Here is a 19,263-nt window from a genome sequence, read left to right as displayed (position 1 = left end):
TTTATGTGTTTATTATGCCCCCATCAATGGTTATCGTGGTCCCGGTAATCCAGGAACTATCCTCCGAAACCATGAAAAGGGCCAGCTTGGCTATATCTTCTGGGGTACCCAATCTTTTCAACAACGTTGCTTTTTCTGCCTTGGCCACCGCCGTTTCCGGATTTTCAAAGGCCTTGGCCGATTCCCACAGTAACGGGGTGTCCACTGGTCCAGGACAAATGGCGTTCACCCGAACTTTTGGAGCGTATTCCACGGCCAGTTGTTTCATCAATGCAACGGCACCAGCTTTAGATGCACAATAGGCCGGGTGATTGGGAAAACTCTTGAATGCTGCTATGGAAGCATTGATCAAAATGTGTCCCCCGGACCCTTCTTTCAAGAAGGGCAATCCATACTTACAAAGATAAAATATGGAACTCAAATTGGTATTGAGCGTCTTGTGCCAAGTGTCGATTTCCAACGCTTCAACGTTTCCTAACCCAAGAATACCCGCGTTCAAAGAAAGGATGTCCAACTGACCAAAGGTATCCATGGCCAATTGTACCAGTTTTTCATTATAGGAAGGGTCTGTAACATCGCCAGCCAAAAAAACGGAATTGCCCAATTGCTTTTCCAGGTTTTGGCCCCGTTCCCTATTTTGACCGGATAACACAAGCTTGGCACCTTCCGAAGAAAATGTTTCGGCAATGGCTTTCCCCATACCGCTTGTTGCACCGGTTACAATACAGACCTTATCCTTTAATTTCATTTGTTTTGCTCCAAAATCTTTTTCAATACAATCTGGGCCGAAAAAATCCGGTTTTTGGCCTGCTCGGCCACTAAGGATTGTGTTCCGTCTAACACGGCATCTTCCACCACAACGTTTCTACGAACGGGCAAGCAATGCATGAATTTGGCCTTTCCCAATTTTTCCTCCGTCATGGTCCAGTTCAAATCCTTGTTCACCACTTTGCCGTAATCGGCATAGTTGCTCCAGTTTTTCACATAGACAAAATCCGCATTTTCAAGGGCCTTTTGTTGGTCATGTTCAATATGGCAATCTTCCGTGATCTCCGGATTCAATTCATATCCCTTTGGATGGGTGATAACAAAATCGGCATCTTGCAGTTTCATCATCTGCACAAAGGAATTGGCCACCGCATGGGGTAATGCCTTTGGATGTGGCGCCCAGGATAAAACCACTTTAGGTCTTGCTTTTTTCTTGTTTTCTGCCATGGTGATGGCGTCTGCCAAAGCCTGAAGGGGGTGCCCCACTGAACTTTCCATATTCACCACTGGAATGGAAGCATATTTGGCAAACCCGTTGATTACCTCCTCCGATTCGTCTTTTGCTTTGTCCACCAAACCGGCAAATGCCCTGATGGCCACAATGTCGCAATATTGCGAAACCACTTGTGCCGCTTCCTTGATATGTTCCGATGTGCCTTGATCCATTACGGTACCATCCCCGTATTCCAAGGCCCAACCTTCGTTGCCAAAATTCATCACCATAACTTCCATACCAAGGTTCATGGCCGCTTTCTGGGTGCTCAAACGAGTACGTAGACTGTTATTGAAAAATAATAGGCACAAGGTTTTGCGTTTGCCCAAATCCTCAAATTGATAGGGGTCTTTTTTTAGGTTGATTGCTTCCTCCACCCAATCGGGGAGGGAGTCGATATCGTTTACGGATAAATAATGCTTCATTTCAATGCTTTTTTGAGCGCGTCAAAGAATAGGTCGATGTGTGCCTTGGTGATGTTCAATGCCGGTAAAAATCGCAGCAACTTTTTGTTGTTGGCGCTACCGGTGAACATGTGATGATCATAGATCAATTTTTTGCGCAGTTCGGCTACCTCAAAATCAAATTCGAGCCCGATCATCAACCCTCTGCCTTTCACTTTGATGATTTCGGGTACCTCGGCGGCCTTTTCCCTAAAATAGACTCCCAATTCGGAAGCATTTTCGATAAGATTCTCGGATTCCAATACTTCCAGAACGGCCAAACTTGCGGCACAGGCCAAATGGTTGCCACCAAAGGTGGTACCCAACAGTCCATATGAAGGTTTAAAGGATTCGTGGATCAATACACCGCCTACAGGGAAACCGTTGCCCATGCCTTTGGCAATGGAAATGATATCGGGCTGTATGCCGTGATGCTGAAATCCGAAGAATTTTCCACTTCGCCCATAACCGCTTTGTACTTCATCGGCAATCAAAACCACATGGTTCTCCTTGCATTTTTCAGCAATGAATTGGTAAAATGCAGTGGTGGGTTCATCCAAGCCGCCCACTCCTTGAATGGCTTCTAAGATTACGGCACAATACCCATCAGAGGTAATGGCTTTTTCAAAGGCTTCAAAATCGTTCAAAGGCAAAAAGGTCACTTCTTGCTGTAAATTGATGGGTGCGTTGATCTTTGGGTTGTCCGTGGCGGCCACAGCTGCGGAAGTACGTCCATGAAAACTATTCTTGAAAGCGATCACTTTAGCTTTTCCATTGTGGAACGAAGCCATTTTCAAGGCGTTTTCATTGGCCTCGGCCCCAGAATTGCACATGAACAGGTCATAATTCTCACAGCCGGAAAGTTTACCCAATTTCACTGCCAATGCTTCTTGCACAGGATTTTGTACGGAATTGCTGTAAAAGGCAATTTTCTCCAATTGGTCTTCTATGCGTTTTACGTAATGTGGGTGCGTATGTCCGATGGAAATTACGGCATGTCCGCCATAAAAATCCAAATATTTTTGTCCTTTGTCGTCCCAAACCTCAATACCCTTGGCGGATACGGGGGTTACATCATAAAGTGGGTATACGTCGAATAATTTCATAATCCTTTGTTTGTCATCTCGAGCGCAGTCGAGAGGTGTATGTTTTCATCAATAAAGTTTCGCATCTCGACTGCGCTCGATGTGACATTTTATCCCTTTTTAATGTGGCTAATTTTTTCATAGGAACTCACGATTCCCTTGATCAAGGAGGAGCTCAAACCTTGGTGTTCCATTTCGTTCAAGCCTTCAATGGTGCACCCTTTAGGTGTGGTTACCCTATCGATTTCTTCTTCTGGGTGGCTACCTGATTCGATCAAGAGGCTAGCGGCACCGTTACAGGTATGCATGGCCAGTTCTTGGGCCTCCTTAGCGTCGAACCCTAACTGAATAGCTCCTTGGGTGGTGGCGCGAATCAAGCGCATCCAGAAAGCAATTCCACTGGCACAGATCACTGTGGCAGCCTGCATTTGGTCCTCTGGAATTTCCATGGTGTGCCCCATGCGGTTGAAAATAGCCTTGGCCAAATCGATGCGTTTTTTGCCCAATTCGTTACTGCAAATACAAGTCATGGACTTGCCAACTGAAATGGCCGTGTTGGGCATACTGCGGATGATGAATTTATCCTCCCCGATGATACTTTCAATTTTTGGTATGCTGTATCCAGTGATGGTACTGATGATCACGTGTTTTTCGGTCAACAGGTCTTTGCTTTGCTCCAGCAAGGTTGTAAAATGACCGGGTTGAACGGCGAAAATCAGGATATCGGAATTTTTAATGGCCTCCAAATTGTCGGAGGTCACGGTCACATTCCCGTATTTTTCCCAATCCTTGATGGATTTGGTGTTTCTTTTGGTGAGGTACATGGTGGTGGCGCCGTTGGTGTGTAAAATTCCTTTGGCAATGGCCAATCCCAAATTCCCTGCTCCTATGATGGCTATTTTCATATTTTTCTTATTTGTCATCTCGAGCGCAGTCGAGAGATATATATTTTCATCAATTCAAGGCTCACATCTCGACTGCGCTCGATGTGACAGCTCTATCTGTGGTCTATTAAAAAACTCCCGCTTTTAACAACAGACCTTCGGTTTCTGGGAAACCGAACATCAGGTTCATATTCTGTACCGCTTGTCCGGAGGCGCCTTTCAACAAATTATCGATGGCCGAGGTTACCAGCAAAAGATCATCATGTTTATGCAAATGGATATGGCACTGGTTGGTGTTCACCACTTGCTTTAGGTTGATTTCCTCTTCGGACATGTGGGTGAATGCCGCATCTTGGTAAAAAGCTGCATATAGTTTTTTAGCATCGTCCAGCGAACCTTCAAACTGGGTGTAGGCCGTGGCCAAAATTCCTCTTGTGAAGTTGCCACGATTCGGTAAAAACATCAATTTGCCCACCGCATTGCCAAAAGATTTCAAACTTTCCCCAATTTCACCCAAATGCTGATGGGTAAAAGGCTTGTACCACGAAACGTTGTTGTTCCTCCAGCTAAAATGTGAGGTGGCGGACAATCCAACACCTGCACCAGTGCTCCCCGTTACGGCATTCACATGGATTTCATGCTTCAACAAATTTGCTTTTGCCAAAGGCAACAATGCCAACTGAATAGCTGTGGCAAAACAACCGGGATTGGCTATCGCTTCTGCAGATTGAATGGCAGATTTGTTCAATTCTGGTAGGCCATAGATAAAACGTTTGCCATTGAACATGGAATCCGCCTGCAATCTAAAATCATTGCTCAAGTCGATGATCTTGGTGCTTGCCGAGAATGGATTTTCATTCAAGAAGGAAGTGGAATTCCCGTGACCTAGGCATAGAAATACGACATCTACATTGGAGTTGATTTCTCCAGTAAACTGAAGGTCGGTCATCCCCAAAAGATCAGGATGCGCCGAGGATATCGGTTTTCCGGCCCTTGTGGTACTATATACAAAGTCGATTTCGGCATGGGGATGGTTGAGCAGAATTCTGATCAGTTCTCCACCCGTGTACCCGGAACCGCCAATGATTCCCGTTTTAATCATAATCTTGGTTTACGTGGTTGGCAATTTTCCCAGAGTTGGACAAAATCTTGATGAAGCCCTTGGCGTCATCGGCCGTCCAACCTTTGTTCATTTCCCCATAACTTCCAAAGGAAGCGTTCATCAAATCGTGTTCGGATGAAATCCCGTTCAATTCGAAACGGTAGGGGTGAAGGGTCACAAAAACATCGCCAGAGACGTGCTTCTGTGAATCGGTCAAAAAGGCTTCGATGTTTCGCATCACTTCATCCAAATAATGGCCTTCGTGCAACAACATGCCATAAAAACTGGACAATTGTTCTTTTTGGAACTGTTGCCATTTGCTCAAGGTGTGTTTTTCCAACAAATGGTGTGCTTTGATAATGATCAAAGGTGCAGCGGCTTCAAAACCAACCCTTCCTTTAATCCCAATAATGGTATCACCCACGTGGATGTCCCTGCCTATAGCATATTTGGAAGCGATTTCGGATAGTTTTTCAATATTGGCGACTGGATTGTTCTCTTCGCCATCAATGGCCACCAATTCTCCTTTTTTGAAGGTAAGTTTTACTTCTTTTGGAAGCTCTTTTTCCAACTGGCTCGGATAGGCACTTTCCGGTAGGGATAAGTGTGAGGTCAAGGTTTCAGAACCACCAACGGATGTTCCCCAAAGTCCCCGGTTGACGGAATACTTGGCTTTTTCCCAAGGATAATCGATGCCATTTTCCTTTAGGTATTCGATTTCTACTTCCCTGGCCAATTTTTTGTCTCGGATAGGGGTGATGATCTCAATTTCAGGGGCCAAAATCTGAAAGATCATATCGAACCTTACTTGATCGTTGCCTGCTCCGGTACTTCCGTGTGCAATATATTTGGCACCGATTTTTTTGGCGTGCTTTACAATTTCCAAAGCTTGTACAATCCGCTCCGCGCTTACAGAAAGCGGATAGGTATTGTTACGAAGTACATTTCCGAAGATGAGGTATTTTACCACGGTCTCATAAAAGGTAGAAACCGCATTGATAGAGGTATAGCTTGTAGCACCCAAGGCAAGGGCCTTTTTCTCGATTTCCTCGATTTCGGTTTTGGAGAAACCTCCTGTATTCACGCTCACTGCGTGGACTTCAAACCCTTCGTCCTGTGAAAGGGATTTGGCACAATATGAGGTATCCAATCCGCCGCTATAGGCTAAAACTAATTTTTTCATTTTTATAATTCTTTAAATTCAATGTCCATTCTCGACTTCACTCGAAGGGAGACTTTTTATTGTTTCTTTTTTAGAAAAAGGGTTTCCTTGATCTGTTTCAATCTTTGGAAAACCTTGCTATCAATTTTTTTAGGTTCGGTTTTTTTGGCTTCGGGATCGTACAACATACCGGTACAAAGGCACATTTTCTTCTCTGTACGGGTAAGGATGTCGAAGTTTTTGCAGGTTTGGCAACCTTTCCAAAATTCAGGGTCGTCCGTTAATTCCGAAAAGGTAACAGGTTTGTAACCCAGTTCGTAGTTCATCTTCATTACGGCCAAACCGGTAGTGATACCAAAAATCTTGGCATCTGGGAATTTTTTTCGGGATAGGTCGAACACGGCCTTTTTGATCTGCTTGGCCAATCCTTGGTTTCGGTAATCGGGATGAACGATCAATCCGGAGTTGGCGACAAAATCCTTGTTACCCCAAACTTCGATATAGCAAAACCCAGCGAACTTATCTCCATCCAAAGCAATGATGGCGTTGCCGTTCTGCAACCTTTTCATGATGTATTCGGGGGTACGTTTGGCAATACCGGTTCCGCGAACCTTAGCAGATTCAGCTATAGTATCACAGATGATCTGTGCGTATTTAAAATGTGATTCGTTAGCAACTAGAATATCCATTGCAAGCGTTTAAACAGTAATAAAATAATAAATTGTTGATTGTATTGGGGAAATGGACTCACCTATTTCCAATAAAAGACTGCACCCTTACGGGCGGCGACGGGGACTAAATGGACTGATTGGAGCGGGTACGCTCAACGTGTATGATATGTATTCTTGTCCTTTCATTCGAGGGTTAAAAGTACAAATTAATTCCAATAAGCCTAGGAATGGGTACTATTTTTTGAAGAAATATAACTTTTTTGATAGCACTCCTATCATTTCATAAATAAAATAGCCAATCACCAAAATGTATTCAATGGCCAATAACCAAAGTTGCTCCTTGAAGTCTACATTGGCATAGGTTTGATAACTTAAAATGACCATCAAGGACCAAATCAATGGAAACCTAAGGGATGAAAAAATGGAAATCCCCATGAGGAACACCACGTACCAAGGATGCACGGTACTGGTCAGAAAGTAATAGCAGGAAAGTGCCAAAACCATTGAGGTGACGGCTGTAGGTAGTTTTTGATTTTTCAGGATGAAGGCTATCAATAGCGTAACTACCACTACAATTTTGGTGACTAGTGTACCGTAGGCATCAATGAGTTCCCACGGTTTTGCTTCGTAATAGGTCACCGCAATTTTTTTCACCACATTATAAACGCTGGCGTTAAACTCAAAATTGGAAAACCAAAGTTTCAATGTCTCGGAATAATTGTCAACAAAAACTGGGGAATAAAAAGGGAGAAGTAAGGCCAAGCATCCTATTATGGTTAGCGCATAGAATCCTGTACTTTTTTTAAAACCAAGGTATTTGAGTAGGATAGGCAACAATAACAACGGGACCAATTTGACCATGATGGAAAGGGCATAAACAGGAGCGGCCCATATCCACTTTTGTTTGGCAAGCAGGTAGAGCGACCAAACGAAGAAGAACAACATGACCCCTTCAAAATGGAGGTTGCCCGTGAGTTCTATAATGACCAGTGGATTTAAGAAATACCAGAATACCCTATGATGGGCCTGGTTGAGTTGTATGAGCAGTTTCCGCCCGAAGTACAACACACCCAAGTCGGCCAAAATGATGAGCAATCGCATGGCAATTATGGATCCCAAAACACTACCACCACCCAAAAGAGCGGAAAGGGCAAAGAGGATTTGGTTCACGGGAGGGTAGTTGCTGTAATGGCGTGCATTCAGTTCGGTCATACCTGCATGCAGTTCCTGCATGTTAGCAATAACTACCTTCCCTTGTTCCATCAACTGGTCCGGGGTGTACAAGTAGGGGTTGATTCCGTTCTTGATCAATTCCCCGTCCCAAATAAAACGGTAAAAGTCTTGGGATAGATTCGGCTCCGCAACCAAAAAAACCAATCTAAAAAGAATGCCTATTACCAGAAGGAACTTAAAGTTCCACTTTTCAAACTGAATGATCTTGTAGTACAGGAAAAAAGTTGCACCGAAGAGCATGAACAGTTTTACTGTGTCCGTTCGGACAAGGTCATAGGCAAACGAGGCGTAGAACAGCATACTCGCGATAGCAAAAAGTATCGGGTATCTGTGCAGTCGCCAATAAGATTGCATGGTTTATGCCTTGGAGGTCAATGATTTAAAGAAAACGAAACCAAATCCTAGGAACAACATCAAATGGAAAGGAAACAATCCATAGTCGTTCAAAGGTACGGCACTGTACATTCCGAAAAGGAAATAGATCATCAAGGCGAATTCCAGAATCATGTTTGGGGAAAGCTTTTTCGCCAAGTATTTGTTGCCCTTCCAAGAATCCGTAATGCTGTTGATGTTGAATTTTGGGGTACGGACAAATTCACTTCTTTTACCCAAGTGTCCTTCCAAAACGGCAACGGTATTGTGCAAAGAGAAGCCCAATGCCACCGAGAAGAAGGTGAAAAAGAGTTTGATATAGTCCACAAAATTATCGAAACCACTACCCTGAATGCTCTTATAGGTGAACCAATAACAAATGAACAGGATTATGGTACTCACGATGAAGAAGCTGGTTACTTCAAAGATCCAACCCAAATGTCCAAAAGTGTTTTTGATATACAGCATAGGGATGCTCAACAAGGCCACGATAAACACACAAAGGAACATGGAACTGTTCAACAAGTGCATTACACCATGGAACTTGGTCTTGCCCGAAATGTTCTTGGAAGTAATCACACTCCAGAAGGATTTTCTAAAGTTTTCGGCTCCACCTTTGTTCCAACGGAATTGTTGGGAACGGGCTGCACTGATCACTACTGGAAGCTCTGCTGGGGTTTCCACGTCTTCCAAATATTTGAATTTCCAGTTTTTCAATTGAGCGCGGTAGCTCAAATCCAAATCCTCGGTCAAGGTGTCGCCTTCCCAGTTACCAGCATCAAGGATGCATTCCTTTCTCCAGATACCCGCGGTACCGTTGAAGTTGATGAAGTGTCCTTTGGAGTTTCTTCCAACTTGCTCTAGGGTAAAGTGGGCATCCAAAGCAAAAGCTTGGATACGGGTCAAAGTGGAGTAATCACGGTTGATGTGCCCCCAACGGGTCTGTACCACACCGATTTCCTCATCTTTGAAATAAGGAACGGTCTTTTTCAACCAATCGCCTTCGGGAAGAAAGTCGGCATCAAAAATGGCGATGAATTCTCCTTTTGCAATGGCCAACCCTTCTTTAAGGGCACCGGCCTTGTATCCTTTTCTGTTTTCCCTGCGGATATGTTGGATGTCCAATCCAGTTTTTTGAAGTTCCTCGATCCTTCTGGCGGTCTCTAAAACGGACTCGTCAGTGGAATCATCCAAAACCTGGATTTCCAATTTGCTTTTAGGGTATTCGATCTTGGCGATGTTGTCCAACAAACGCTCCACTACATACTCTTCGTTGTATATGGGCAATTGGATGGTGACAAAGGGAATTTCCTTTGGATCCAAAAGATTGAATTTTGGAGCTTCCTCATTTCGCTTTTTATAGCCCAAGTAGTTGATCAGAAGATTCAACTGCGAAAGGCTGTACATAAAAATCAAAATTAAGGCTGTACTGTAAATGCCGATGATAATGTAAGCGATAGTAAGTCCCATTTATTTTAAACTGTATTTAAAGATCCAACCCAAGATTTTTATGCCTGCAAATATAGTACCTTTTACCGTACCTGATACTTTTGATACGCCAATTCTTCGTTTGTAACGTACTGGTATTTCGGCATATGACATTTTTTTTCTTAATATTTTTAACTGCATTTCCACAGTCCACCCATAAGTTGTGTCCTGCATCCCCAATTCTTTGAGCTTTTCATATTTTATCGCCCTAAAAGGTCCTAAATCCGTAAATCTTGACCTAAAGAGTACCCGCATTAAAAAAGTGGCCAATTGGTTCCCAAAAACTTGTTGCGGAGTCATGGATCCGGGTTCCCTGAGCGACTTTTTTCGCGCACCGACCACAAAATCCACATCATTTTCCAAAATTGGGGCGACCACCTTATCCAACTCCTCGGGATAATCTGAATAATCTCCGTCGATAAATACGATGATATCGGGTACTTTGGATTGTTTGGAAATATATTCCAATCCTTTTAGGCAGGCATAGCCATATCCCTTGCGGGTTTCGGTGACGACTGTTGCCCCGGCTTTACGGGCATTTTCTGCCGTATCGTCCTGAGAACCATTGTCCGCGACAATAATTTCAGTAACATGTTCGGGCAATTCGGAAATGACCTTTCCTATGGAATCTCCTTCGTTGATTGCGGGAATAATGACTCTAATATCCGCCATGCAAGGGGGTCAATTTTGGTTTGTGTTTGAGGGACCAAAACTAACCTTTTCTTTGGATTTTGGGCTGAATTAAGTTGGAAATGAAAGTTAGTGCCTACAGATTTATGGGATGCTTATTTTTGATTCACTAAACTCATCAAATCCACATCGTTGCTCAAAAGAATTTGGTTGCTATCGATTCTGCCTTCCAACGGACCATTTTCCAGTTTGAGCACGCCTCTTGGGCAAACGGCGGAACAAATGCCGCAACCCACACAACTGGCTCGGACAATGTTTTCGCCTTTTTGGGCATAGGCTCGCACATCGATGCCCATTTCGCAATAGGTGGAACAGTTACCACAGGAAATACACTGACCGCCATTGGTGGTGATCCTAAACCTTGAAAATAATCGCTGCTGGAAACCTAAAATAGCAGCCATGGGACACCCGAAGCGGCACCAAACCCTGCTGCCAAAAATAGGATAGAAACCCGTACCGATCACTCCAGAAAAAATACTTCCGATCAAAAAGGAATAGGTTTTGCGAAGGGTTTCCGATTTGAAGAGGAATACCTGCCCTTCACCGCTTAAGAAGTGAAACCCAATCAAGGTGATGATGATTACAAAATATCCAATGGCCCCATATTGGGCATCCTTTTGAAGCTGGGCCCTTTTAAAGATCATCACCCAACCGAAAACGAGCGTTAGCAATACGGTTACCCCGATTAAAAAAGTGCTTTTGGTGAGCCAATATTTGTTGGTATCGGTTCCCAAGTAAGAATAGACTACCGCAGTTGTCATCAGCGTAACAAAAACAACTACACTGTGGACCACCCAACGTTCTATTTTCCAGGCATTCAAAGATTTATCGCTCAATTGCCTAAAAGCATCCCCGGCAGTTTCGGCCAATCCTCCACAACCGCAGACCCAGGAGCAATACCATCTTTTTCCATAGCGATAAGTAAGGATGGGAGTAATCACAAAAATGGATAGGATGCCGAAAATCAACAGTGCAAAACCGATATCCCCTGAACTTAGAAATCCTTTGATACGATACCCTTCAAAATTGTAATAGTTCAGCGGCCATACACTTTTTAGGTCGTAATAGGGTAGACTGCCTCCTTCCAGAATTTTGTCTCCGTTCAAACGGGCCATTACTTCGGGGATAATAAAGGCAAAGGCCAATTGAAAGAACATCACGCTGAACGTTCGTAATCTTTCATAACGGTTATGGCGGTATTTCCAGAGGAATTTTACCCCAAAAATTAAAATGGCCACCGTGTACAACGTGCCATAAACAAACCATTGGCTGGCGGGATTGCCGCTCAATAATTTGCTCAAAGGATCAAAAAGTGCAATGACACCTTTATTTTCCCCACCATTCACTTGGCCCAAATACTCGGGATAGAAATAGAGGATGATGTAGAACCCGGTCAATGCCAGACCGGCCATCCATCCCCATAAACCCCTGCTGGAAATGGATTTGAACCATACCCCGTCATTTTTGATACCTGGGAGCTTTTTGGAATAGGCATCCCATGAAAACCAAATAGTTCCAAAGGATATGGCCAATAAGGAAACCGTTAACCATAATGTTTTGTTTGGAAAAGCAACATTGAAAGTTGCCAATAACAGAATGCCCATGCCCATCATGCCCAAAACGGTCGCAAGTTTTTGGTTAAGGCTTAAACTTTTGGGTGGTTGCCCAGTGAGGGCCATACTTTTGTTGTTTGTTTGATAGTTCATTGTTTGTTGTTCCTTCGTTCTGGTTTTCCCCTTAGAACATAAATGCTCTTATTTTGTTTATTGCTGTTTCAGGTCTTTCATGATCCATCTTTTTGGTCAACTCGAAAACTTCTACACTTTCAAATTTTTCTATTGCTGTCATTTAAGCTATCGATTGACCATTGACCTTAAGCCCAAAACCAATCAACCTAATTGGAAGATTCTTTTAAGGCTTTTCTTTTTCGGTTTGATGGATTTCCCAAAATCGGCATTGAATTTGGAAATAATATCGTTCTCGTAGGTCCTGTAAAATTCTGGGTCGAAATTCGCATCGGCTAGATGGGCCATCACAAAATCGATATCCCTTTTCTCGTTGAGCCATTGGTCAATGACCTGATGACGCAAACGGATACCAAAGGTATTGATGCCCAACAGTTGTTTGGAATCTCGATCAAAAGCTATGGTGATGCAATTTTTTTCTCTGGTATGCCTCCAATGAAAATGGGTTTCGTTCTCCTTTTTCTTCTTTTCAGGGAAAACCCATCCGTAGGTCTGGTATTCAATGTCCAAAAACTTGGCAGAGTTGAACCAATGTCCTGGATTATACTCCTTTTTGTTGCCACAAATGGTCTGGGCCAAAGTTTCGCCCATCATACGGCCCGTGTACCAAACGGCTTCCACAGGTCTACGGTTGCCAATGGCTTGGTGTTGCTCCGCGCAATCGCCAATGGCATACACATCTGTAATGTTGGTTTCCAAGAATCGGTTCACTTTAACACCACGGCCCAATGCTATGCCCGAATCTTTTAAGAAATCGATATTTGGCGTCACACCAGCCGTCAATCCCACCGAATTACATGGAATTTCTTCACCGGTTTCGGCCAAGACCACCGATTTTACCCTTCCGTTTTCATCGGCCACAATTTCTTTTAAAGTTGCATTCAACCGAAGGTCGATATGGTGTTCCAGAATATGTTCATTGATCATTTGGGATTCCCCGCTGGGCAGTACACCGTTCCAAAAACTGTTTTCACGAACCAAAAAGGTTACAGGAATGTTGCGTGTCCGAAGCATTTCAGCCAGTTCAATACCAATCAATCCACCCCCAACAATCACTGCCCGTTTGCAAAAGGTGTTGTTCGGGGCATTTTTTTCCAAAAGGTCAAGGTCTTGTTTGGAATAAAGCCCTTGAACGCCTTCCAACTCTTGGCCGGGCCAACCAAATTTATTCGGTTTGGATCCAGTGGCAATAATGAGTTTGTTGTAAGGAATAGATTGGCCGTCTTCCAACAAAACGCTTTTGTCGGCGGTGTTGATTTGGGTTACTAAACCTTGGATCAGATCAATGCGGTTCTTTTTCCAAAAATGATTTTCGTAAGGCTGGGTATGCTCAAATTTCATGTGGCCCATATACACATACATCAAAGCGGTCCTGGAAAAAAAGTATTGGGTTTCCGAAGAGATGATGGTGATCTTTTTATCGGAAAGTTTACGGATATGTCTGGCAGCGGTTACGCCGGCAATCCCATTTCCGATAATGACGATGTGTTCCATGGGTTTGGTCTGTTTAAAAACTTGAGTCGTACTAAAATTATGGAACTTAACACAATCTCAATAAATTAGTATGATTTTAAGGAGCAACACTTTGTATAAAAATGTATTTTAGAAGAGTATTTTATTGGCTATGAAGAAATTGATAATGCTTGTTTTGCTGATTTCCCTCTCCTGTAAAAACAACGTGGAGGACAAGGTGAATGGGGTAAGTTTTGTGAGTTCTGGGGATGAAGTGGCACAGATCCATGTAAATCCCGTTTTGGACATCCATGCCAATTATGCGGCCATTATGCCCTTCGGGTTTATTCCCGAGGCCGACTCTTCCGAATTGATTTTCAACTCTGAGCGGCAATGGTTCGGGGAAACAAGGATTGGGGCAAAACAGTATATAGAAATGTTGCACAAAAATGGGGTGCACACTATGATGAAGCCTCAAATTTGGATTCGCCATGGGGAATTCACGGGAAACCTGACCATGCAAAGTGAAGCCGAGTGGGAGAACCTCGAAGATTCCTATTCCAAGTTTATTTTGTTGTATGCCGAATTGGCCCAAGAGACCAATACCGAAATTCTTTGTATCGGTACTGAACTCGCTTCCTTTGTGAAGAACCGTCCCGAATACTGGAACCGTCTTATTACTGAGGTCAGGAAAGTTTACAAAGGTAAAATTACCTATGCTGCCAATTGGGACGAATATGCCAAAACACCATTTTGGAACAAGCTCGATTTTATAGGGGTAAATGCTTATTTTCCTATTTGCGAGCGTCAAAACCCTACCATGCAGACCATGCGGGAAGGATGGCAACCCTGGAAAACCAAACTGAAGGAACTTGCCTTGGAAGTAAAAAAACCTATGTTGTTCACGGAGTTTGGTTACAGAAGCATGGACTATGCGGGCAAAAAACCCTGGTTGGTGGAACGGAACGAGGAAAAGGTGAACCTACAGGCCCAAGCCGATGCCACGCAAGTGCTTTTTGAGGAATTTTGGGACGAGGACTGGTTCGCGGGCGGATTTGTTTGGAAATGGTTCATGCACCATGATAAAGTAGGGGGGTTGGCCGACAATCGGTTTACACCCCAAAACAAACCAGCAGAATCCGTAATTAGGAAGCAGTATGCCAAGCTTCATAGATACAACCTTTAAGTATTGAATGGGATTGCACGAATTTTTTTGCGATCCTGGGGCCATGGTTTCTCTTTTTTCGCCATCTTTGTAGTACACCCCTTCCCCTAAAAATTACAGTAATGAAATCAGTATCAACTCTCATTATTTGGGCTTGGGCGTGCTTTGCAATTTTTGCCCAGGAACAACCGTATTACAAAGTCGTGGCCGAACAAGGGGATGGGATATTTTCCATGCTTCGGAAACAAGGGCTAGATCCCGCTAAACATTATGAGGAATTTGTGACGTTAAATGCCGACCAGATCAAGGATGGCAGTTATTTGAAGGTCGGGGTGGAATACAAAATTCCGCAATCTCCGGATTCCTTTAAAAAAACGGGTGTATTGGTCAAACCCACTGAAGGTACCGAGACTCCTATTTTTGACAAGGAACTGGCCCAAATGAACCTAAAGAGCGAAAAACTCAAGGATGCGGTGTATTACCTCATTGTGGATTCCAATAAAAATGCGGATGACAGCTTTGTGAAAGAGGTTGCACAAAGTCTGGCCGCCGATCTTATGGTGAATGGGGCCAAAGTATACATCTTGGGAAAAGAAATGCCGGGAACGGAGGTTTCAGACAGTATCATGCTAACAGAAAACCAACGAATGGGCAAGTATGTTGAAGTGATCAACAAACGATACCTTCAAAACAGCGGCAAATACCAACGAGCACTCATCATTCGTGCCAATGATGTAACTGAAAAGACCAATATGGATGTTGCCGTGTATCACTACAACAAAAGTGAACAAGGACAGCGATTTGCCGAGAATATCAAGAACGTTTTTAGGAAGAACAGTATTTCCAATAAATCGTATAAAGATGTCAATATGATTTTTGAAGACCAGAACAGCTTATATTTGGCAAAAAATATGCTGCCAGCCATTAGTTTGCTGACACTGGAGAACACCTCCAAGGAATCGAATGATAAAATTGCGGTCCGTCCTGACAAGAAGAAATTTGCAGGTTGGATCAGCAACGGGATCATAAACGACTTCGTGGACCTGGAAATTGAAAATTAAATGATAGACCAAAAGAACCCCTTTTCATTTCTATTGATATGTATGTTGTTGTTCCCCATTTTCGTTGGGGCACAAAAATCTTTGTCCAGTGTGGTGGCCGAAAAAGGCGATGGCATTTATTCTTTACTGCGCCGATACAATGTCAGTCCCACCAAATATTACAACAGGTTTGTGGAGCTCAATTCCGAACGATTGGGTGAAAGCGAATCCCTATACGTGGGCCATTCATATATATTGCCGGATACCTTGGCCTTAAAAAAGGTCGAAGAAACAGATACGGGGATTTCATATCCTATTTTCGGTAAGGATTTCGCCAAAATTGATTCCGTTAGCAACCGTTTGGATGACACGGTCTACTATCTAATCTCAGGTCACGGTGGTCCCGATCCGGGAGCCGTTGAAAAATATGAAGACAAACTGATTGCCGAGGATGAGTACGCCTATGACGTGACCTTGCGCCTGGCGCGTGAGTTGATGTCGCATGGTGCTGAGGTACATATCATTGTTCAGGATGAAAATGATGGAATCCGTGATCAACGTGTTCTGGAACTCGATACAGATGAAACCGTACTTTCCAATGCCATTCCACTTGGGCAGTTGGCACGACTAAAACAACGCACCGAAGCTGTTAACGACTTATACTTAAAGAACAAGGGAAAATACCAACGTCTTTTAGTGACTCATGTGGATAGTCGTAGTAAAGGAACCAATATCGATGTGTTCTTTTACCATCACGAAAAAAGCAAAAACGGTCAACGATTGGCCGAAAGCATACACCAAACGTTTTTGGCGAAATACAAGAAATTTCAACCGAATAGGGTGTACAGCGGCACTTTTATGGAGCGTAGTGGCCTTTACTTGGTGAAAAATACCCTTCCGGCCATGGCCTATATTGAAATAGGGAACATCCGAAGCAAGCTCGACCAACGCCGTATTTTGGATCCGGATAACAGACAGGCCTTAGCAAAATGGATTTCAGAAGGAATCCTTTTGGACTATGAATCTTCCAAAGATTTTACTGCCAAATAATTAGCAACAACCCCCGCCATTATAGTGCCAGGTACTTTCGCTTACATGGATTTCATCCGATTCTTTGGCTAAAGCGGCCGCCGTTTTGTCACAAACTGCTAAAGGTTGATTCTGTAAAAGTACGTGCCCTTTCTTATCGTCAAAATATTCCTCGTTCCCATAATAAATAGCTGTTTTGCCCGTGAACATGCAAGGGCCATCCGCAGGCATGGGATCTTTAATGGCAGCAATTTCTATAGATTCAATATGGATGAGTTCATCTGTAGGGTAATGGTTGGGAGATAAAACACGGTACGATCTTCTACCTCTTATTTCGATGGTCCCAAATCCTGCATCAGTAAGCACCTTCACATAATCTTTCAACGGAATACTGCCACTTAAACATTGAGCGCGCAACCTATCATCATTTCGGAGGGTATCGTTCATCGGCTGTTCGCAAATGGGATCGCTCATCACCAATCGCCCGTGGGGTTTCAGTACGCGGTACATTTCACCAACGGCTTTTTTAAGGTCTTCCATTTTAAAGATATTGAAAAGGCAGTTCTGTGCAGCCACATCAATACTTTCATTCTCAACAGGAAGGTTTAGTGCATCACCCTTTACCAAGTTCACAAAATCACTTTGGAACCAATCGTTTTCTTCTTCTGCTATTTTGAAGTTCTTTTTTGAAGCCTCCAACATTTCATCCACAGTATCTACACCAGTTACCCCTCCTTTTTGTCTAGAGAAATAGGCAAATTGAAGCAGTTCCATGCCTCCGCCAACACCCACATAGAGAATTTTGGGATTGTTGACCAAATCTTGGGCCGAAACCGTACTTCCGCACCCATAGTTCATTTCTTGCATGATCTTGGGAATGGACAATCCTGGGAATTGCCAAACGGGTGTAGTGGTACAACAAAGCCCAACATCTGGGGTGAGGGCTGCTTCTTTGTAAAGGTCTTGGGTAGCATCTAAATAGCTCATATCTCCTTGATTAGTTCTCTGAATAATTTGATCATTTTGGGTTCTGCTTTGGCTGCTATGTCCAGAATCTCCTGAATATTAACAGGTTCCAGGTTATCCGGGTCGCATTCATCCGTCATAACAGATACCGCTACAACAGGTAGTCGTAAATGATTGGCAACAATTACTTCGGGTACCGTACTCATTCCTACGGCATCTGCACCTAAAATTTTCAACATCCGATATTCCGCCTTGGTTTCTAGTTGAGGTCCTACCACAGAGGCATAAACTCCCTTTTGGATGGAAACCTTCTCCCTTGTGGCAATGGCATGGATCTTTTTGCACATGTCCACATCATAAGGTTCACTCATATCCACAAACCGATTGCCGAACTCGGATACGTTGCGGAATGCCAAAGGAGACCCACCTTGCAGATTGATATGGTCCTCGATCAGCATGATGTCCCCTTTTTTAAAGTTGAGGTTAATGGCACCTGCCGCATTGGAAATGAACAGTTTTTTGATGCCCAACAAATGCATGACCCGGATGGGGTAGGTAATGTCCACAAAATCGTACCCTTCGTACAAATGGAAACGACCCTGCATCACCACGGTCTTTTTGCCCTCGATGATCCCGAAGATCAATTTACCGGTGTGGAACTCCACCGTGGCCAATGGAAAGTGCGGGATATGGTTGTAATGGGCCTCGATTGGATTTTCGATATGATCGATCAATTGGCCTAGGCCTGTGCCCAACACAATGCCTATTTCTGGGGTTTCGAATCCCCGTTTTTTCAAATATTCAACAGATTCTTCTAATTGTTCCTGCGTCATGTTTTTATATGTTTTAAAAAGGGCTGAAACACCCCAATATCTTTGATGTCTTCGTAATAATCCACATCGTTTCGTTCGTCCAAAAGGGCAATGTTGGCTCCATCTAAATCATGTAATGTCGATGCAAGTACCGTTTCCGTTCCCCACGTTTTGTTCTGAAACAATTTTTCATTCAATTGCCTCATACCCAATAGGTAATATCCGCCATCTTCCGCTGGGCCTACCACATAATCATGATTTTTCAACTGGTGAAAGGCTTCTTCAAGATCCTTCTGGGTCAAGTGGTACATATCACTTCCAATAATGATGACTTGGTCGAACCCAGCCTGAAAACCTTCCTTGAAAGCATTCAACATCCGTTCCCCAAGATTTTTGCCCACCTGTATTTTTTTTTGATAGATGTGGTTGTCCCAAATATCATCTTTCCAAATCTCCTCCGAATAAAAGACCCATTTACCCACGCTTAAACCTTTGGTCAGTGAAACCGTGTGGTTCAAGAGAAACTTATAGATTTCTAGCGCAGCGGAATCCCCGACCGTAGCGGCCAATCGGGTCTTGCATTTACCAAGTTCGGGGTTTCGCGTAAGGATCAAAAGAAGGCTTTTGCTCAACACATTTGAATTTAGAAAGAGATTGCAAAAT

Annotated in this window: 18 protein-coding genes; 3 read left to right on the top strand and 15 right to left on the bottom strand. The window is 43.5% G+C overall.

The features are described 5' to 3' along the window. Position 1: 1 nt before the first annotated feature. From LKX84_RS06115 to LKX84_RS06060, 12 genes are all read right to left on the bottom strand, one after another. The gene (locus tag LKX84_RS06115) at positions 2–748 is read right to left on the bottom strand and encodes an SDR family NAD(P)-dependent oxidoreductase (protein ID WP_228236251.1); all 747 of its coding nucleotides are present in this window, start codon (positions 746–748) and stop codon (positions 2–4) included. Continuing rightward, positions 745–1,686 carry an acetylornithine carbamoyltransferase gene (locus LKX84_RS06110; RefSeq protein ID WP_228236250.1) on the bottom strand — a complete coding sequence of 314 codons (942 nt, stop codon included), beginning with the start codon at positions 1,684–1,686 and terminating at the stop codon, positions 745–747. The genes LKX84_RS06115 and LKX84_RS06110 overlap by 4 nt, the downstream gene beginning before the upstream one ends. After that, entirely contained in the window at positions 1,683–2,810 is a 1,128-nt protein-coding gene (locus tag LKX84_RS06105) for an aspartate aminotransferase family protein (RefSeq protein WP_228236249.1), read from the bottom strand. Before LKX84_RS06105 ends, LKX84_RS06110 begins: the two co-directional genes overlap by 4 nt. Positions 2,811–2,899: 89 nt before the next feature. Then, positions 2,900–3,694, bottom strand: coding sequence for a pyrroline-5-carboxylate reductase (proC, locus tag LKX84_RS06100; RefSeq protein ID WP_163635736.1), 795 nt, complete (start codon positions 3,692–3,694; stop codon positions 2,900–2,902). Positions 3,695–3,800: 106 nt separating this feature from the next. Next, positions 3,801–4,775, bottom strand: coding sequence for an N-acetyl-gamma-glutamyl-phosphate reductase (gene argC, locus LKX84_RS06095; RefSeq protein ID WP_228236248.1), 975 nt, complete (start codon positions 4,773–4,775; stop codon positions 3,801–3,803). Further along, positions 4,768–5,958, bottom strand: coding sequence for an argininosuccinate synthase (locus tag LKX84_RS06090; RefSeq protein WP_228236247.1), 1,191 nt, complete (start codon positions 5,956–5,958; stop codon positions 4,768–4,770). The genes argC and LKX84_RS06090 overlap by 8 nt, the downstream gene beginning before the upstream one ends. Before the next feature lie 56 nt (positions 5,959–6,014). Continuing rightward, a complete protein-coding gene (locus tag LKX84_RS06085; RefSeq protein WP_228236246.1) occupies positions 6,015–6,626 on the bottom strand; it encodes a GNAT family N-acetyltransferase in 612 nt (203 codons plus the stop codon). A gap of 216 nt (positions 6,627–6,842) precedes the next feature. Then, positions 6,843–8,195 (bottom strand): polyprenol phosphomannose-dependent alpha 1,6 mannosyltransferase MptB, encoded by a 1,353-nt coding sequence (gene mptB / locus LKX84_RS06080; protein ID WP_228236245.1) that lies wholly within the window; start codon positions 8,193–8,195, stop codon positions 6,843–6,845. A gap of 3 nt (positions 8,196–8,198) precedes the next feature. Then, complete coding sequence (locus LKX84_RS06075) at positions 8,199–9,683, bottom strand: cellulose synthase family protein (RefSeq protein ID WP_228236244.1); 1,485 nt, start codon at positions 9,681–9,683, stop codon at positions 8,199–8,201. Next, on the bottom strand, positions 9,684–10,373 hold the full coding sequence (locus tag LKX84_RS06070) for a glycosyltransferase family 2 protein (protein WP_228236243.1): 690 nt from the start codon (positions 10,371–10,373) through the stop codon (positions 9,684–9,686). Between the two features lie 113 nt (positions 10,374–10,486). Beyond that, complete coding sequence (locus LKX84_RS06065) at positions 10,487–12,097, bottom strand: 4Fe-4S binding protein (protein ID WP_228236242.1); 1,611 nt, start codon at positions 12,095–12,097, stop codon at positions 10,487–10,489. Positions 12,098–12,280: 183 nt separating this feature from the next. Then, positions 12,281–13,630: an NAD(P)/FAD-dependent oxidoreductase gene (locus LKX84_RS06060; protein ID WP_228236241.1), complete on the bottom strand. Its 1,350-nt coding sequence runs from the start codon at positions 13,628–13,630 to the stop codon at positions 12,281–12,283. A gap of 130 nt (positions 13,631–13,760) precedes the next feature. Here LKX84_RS06060 and LKX84_RS06055 point away from each other — a divergent pair, with 130 nt between their 5' ends. The 3 genes from LKX84_RS06055 (at position 13,761) to LKX84_RS06045 (ending at position 16,843) form a co-directional block, all read left to right on the top strand. After that, entirely contained in the window at positions 13,761–14,774 is a 1,014-nt protein-coding gene (locus tag LKX84_RS06055) for a glycoside hydrolase family 113 (protein WP_228236240.1), read from the top strand. A 101-nt stretch (positions 14,775–14,875) separates the two neighbouring features. Then, the gene (locus LKX84_RS06050; protein ID WP_228236239.1) at positions 14,876–15,814 is read left to right on the top strand and encodes a hypothetical protein; all 939 of its coding nucleotides are present in this window, start codon (positions 14,876–14,878) and stop codon (positions 15,812–15,814) included. Continuing rightward, positions 15,815–16,843: an N-acetylmuramoyl-L-alanine amidase gene (locus tag LKX84_RS06045; RefSeq protein ID WP_228236238.1), complete on the top strand. Its 1,029-nt coding sequence runs from the start codon at positions 15,815–15,817 to the stop codon at positions 16,841–16,843. Here LKX84_RS06045 and arsM read toward each other — a convergent pair whose 3' ends face one another. The 3 genes from arsM to LKX84_RS06030 are packed head-to-tail and all read right to left on the bottom strand — an operon-like array spanning position 16,844 to position 19,232. Continuing rightward, positions 16,844–17,809, bottom strand: a complete 966-nt coding sequence (arsM, locus tag LKX84_RS06040; RefSeq protein ID WP_228236237.1) for an arsenosugar biosynthesis arsenite methyltransferase ArsM — start codon at positions 17,807–17,809, stop codon at positions 16,844–16,846. Next, entirely contained in the window at positions 17,806–18,621 is an 816-nt protein-coding gene (locus LKX84_RS06035) for a purine-nucleoside phosphorylase (protein ID WP_228236236.1), read from the bottom strand. Before LKX84_RS06035 ends, arsM begins: the two co-directional genes overlap by 4 nt. Then, on the bottom strand, positions 18,618–19,232 hold the full coding sequence (locus tag LKX84_RS06030) for a TIGR04282 family arsenosugar biosynthesis glycosyltransferase (RefSeq protein WP_228236235.1): 615 nt from the start codon (positions 19,230–19,232) through the stop codon (positions 18,618–18,620). The genes LKX84_RS06035 and LKX84_RS06030 overlap by 4 nt, the downstream gene beginning before the upstream one ends. Positions 19,233–19,263: the final 31 nt, after the last annotated feature.

This window comes from Allomuricauda sp. M10 (assembly GCF_020782875.1).
Classification (GTDB): Bacteria; Bacteroidota; Bacteroidia; order Flavobacteriales; family Flavobacteriaceae; genus Flagellimonas.
This window is presented reverse-complemented; position numbering and strand designations above follow the sequence as displayed.

Excerpts from the sequence above, each read along its gene's own strand:
- LKX84_RS06075 (WP_228236244.1), bottom strand. The coding sequence starts at position 9,683 with ATGGGACTTACTATCGCTTACATTATCATCGGCATTTACAGTACAGCC.
- LKX84_RS06105 (WP_228236249.1), bottom strand. The coding sequence starts at position 2,810 with ATGAAATTATTCGACGTATACCCACTTTATGATGTAACCCCCGTATCC.
- LKX84_RS06045 (WP_228236238.1), top strand. The coding sequence starts at position 15,815 with ATGATAGACCAAAAGAACCCCTTTTCATTTCTATTGATATGTATGTTG.
- LKX84_RS06035 (WP_228236236.1), bottom strand. The coding sequence starts at position 18,621 with ATGACGCAGGAACAATTAGAAGAATCTGTTGAATATTTGAAAAAACGG.
- LKX84_RS06085 (WP_228236246.1), bottom strand. The coding sequence starts at position 6,626 with ATGGATATTCTAGTTGCTAACGAATCACATTTTAAATACGCACAGATC.
- proC (WP_163635736.1), bottom strand. The coding sequence starts at position 3,694 with ATGAAAATAGCCATCATAGGAGCAGGGAATTTGGGATTGGCCATTGCC.
- LKX84_RS06055 (WP_228236240.1), top strand. The coding sequence starts at position 13,761 with ATGAAGAAATTGATAATGCTTGTTTTGCTGATTTCCCTCTCCTGTAAA.
- LKX84_RS06065 (WP_228236242.1), bottom strand. The coding sequence starts at position 12,097 with ATGAACTATCAAACAAACAACAAAAGTATGGCCCTCACTGGGCAACCA.
- arsM (WP_228236237.1), bottom strand. The coding sequence starts at position 17,809 with ATGAGCTATTTAGATGCTACCCAAGACCTTTACAAAGAAGCAGCCCTC.
- LKX84_RS06050 (WP_228236239.1), top strand. The coding sequence starts at position 14,876 with ATGAAATCAGTATCAACTCTCATTATTTGGGCTTGGGCGTGCTTTGCA.
- argC (WP_228236248.1), bottom strand. The coding sequence starts at position 4,775 with ATGATTAAAACGGGAATCATTGGCGGTTCCGGGTACACGGGTGGAGAA.
- LKX84_RS06115 (WP_228236251.1), bottom strand. The coding sequence starts at position 748 with ATGAAATTAAAGGATAAGGTCTGTATTGTAACCGGTGCAACAAGCGGT.
- LKX84_RS06110 (WP_228236250.1), bottom strand. The coding sequence starts at position 1,686 with ATGAAGCATTATTTATCCGTAAACGATATCGACTCCCTCCCCGATTGG.
- mptB (WP_228236245.1), bottom strand. The coding sequence starts at position 8,195 with ATGCAATCTTATTGGCGACTGCACAGATACCCGATACTTTTTGCTATC.
- LKX84_RS06070 (WP_228236243.1), bottom strand. The coding sequence starts at position 10,373 with ATGGCGGATATTAGAGTCATTATTCCCGCAATCAACGAAGGAGATTCC.
- LKX84_RS06060 (WP_228236241.1), bottom strand. The coding sequence starts at position 13,630 with ATGGAACACATCGTCATTATCGGAAATGGGATTGCCGGCGTAACCGCT.
- LKX84_RS06090 (WP_228236247.1), bottom strand. The coding sequence starts at position 5,958 with ATGAAAAAATTAGTTTTAGCCTATAGCGGCGGATTGGATACCTCATAT.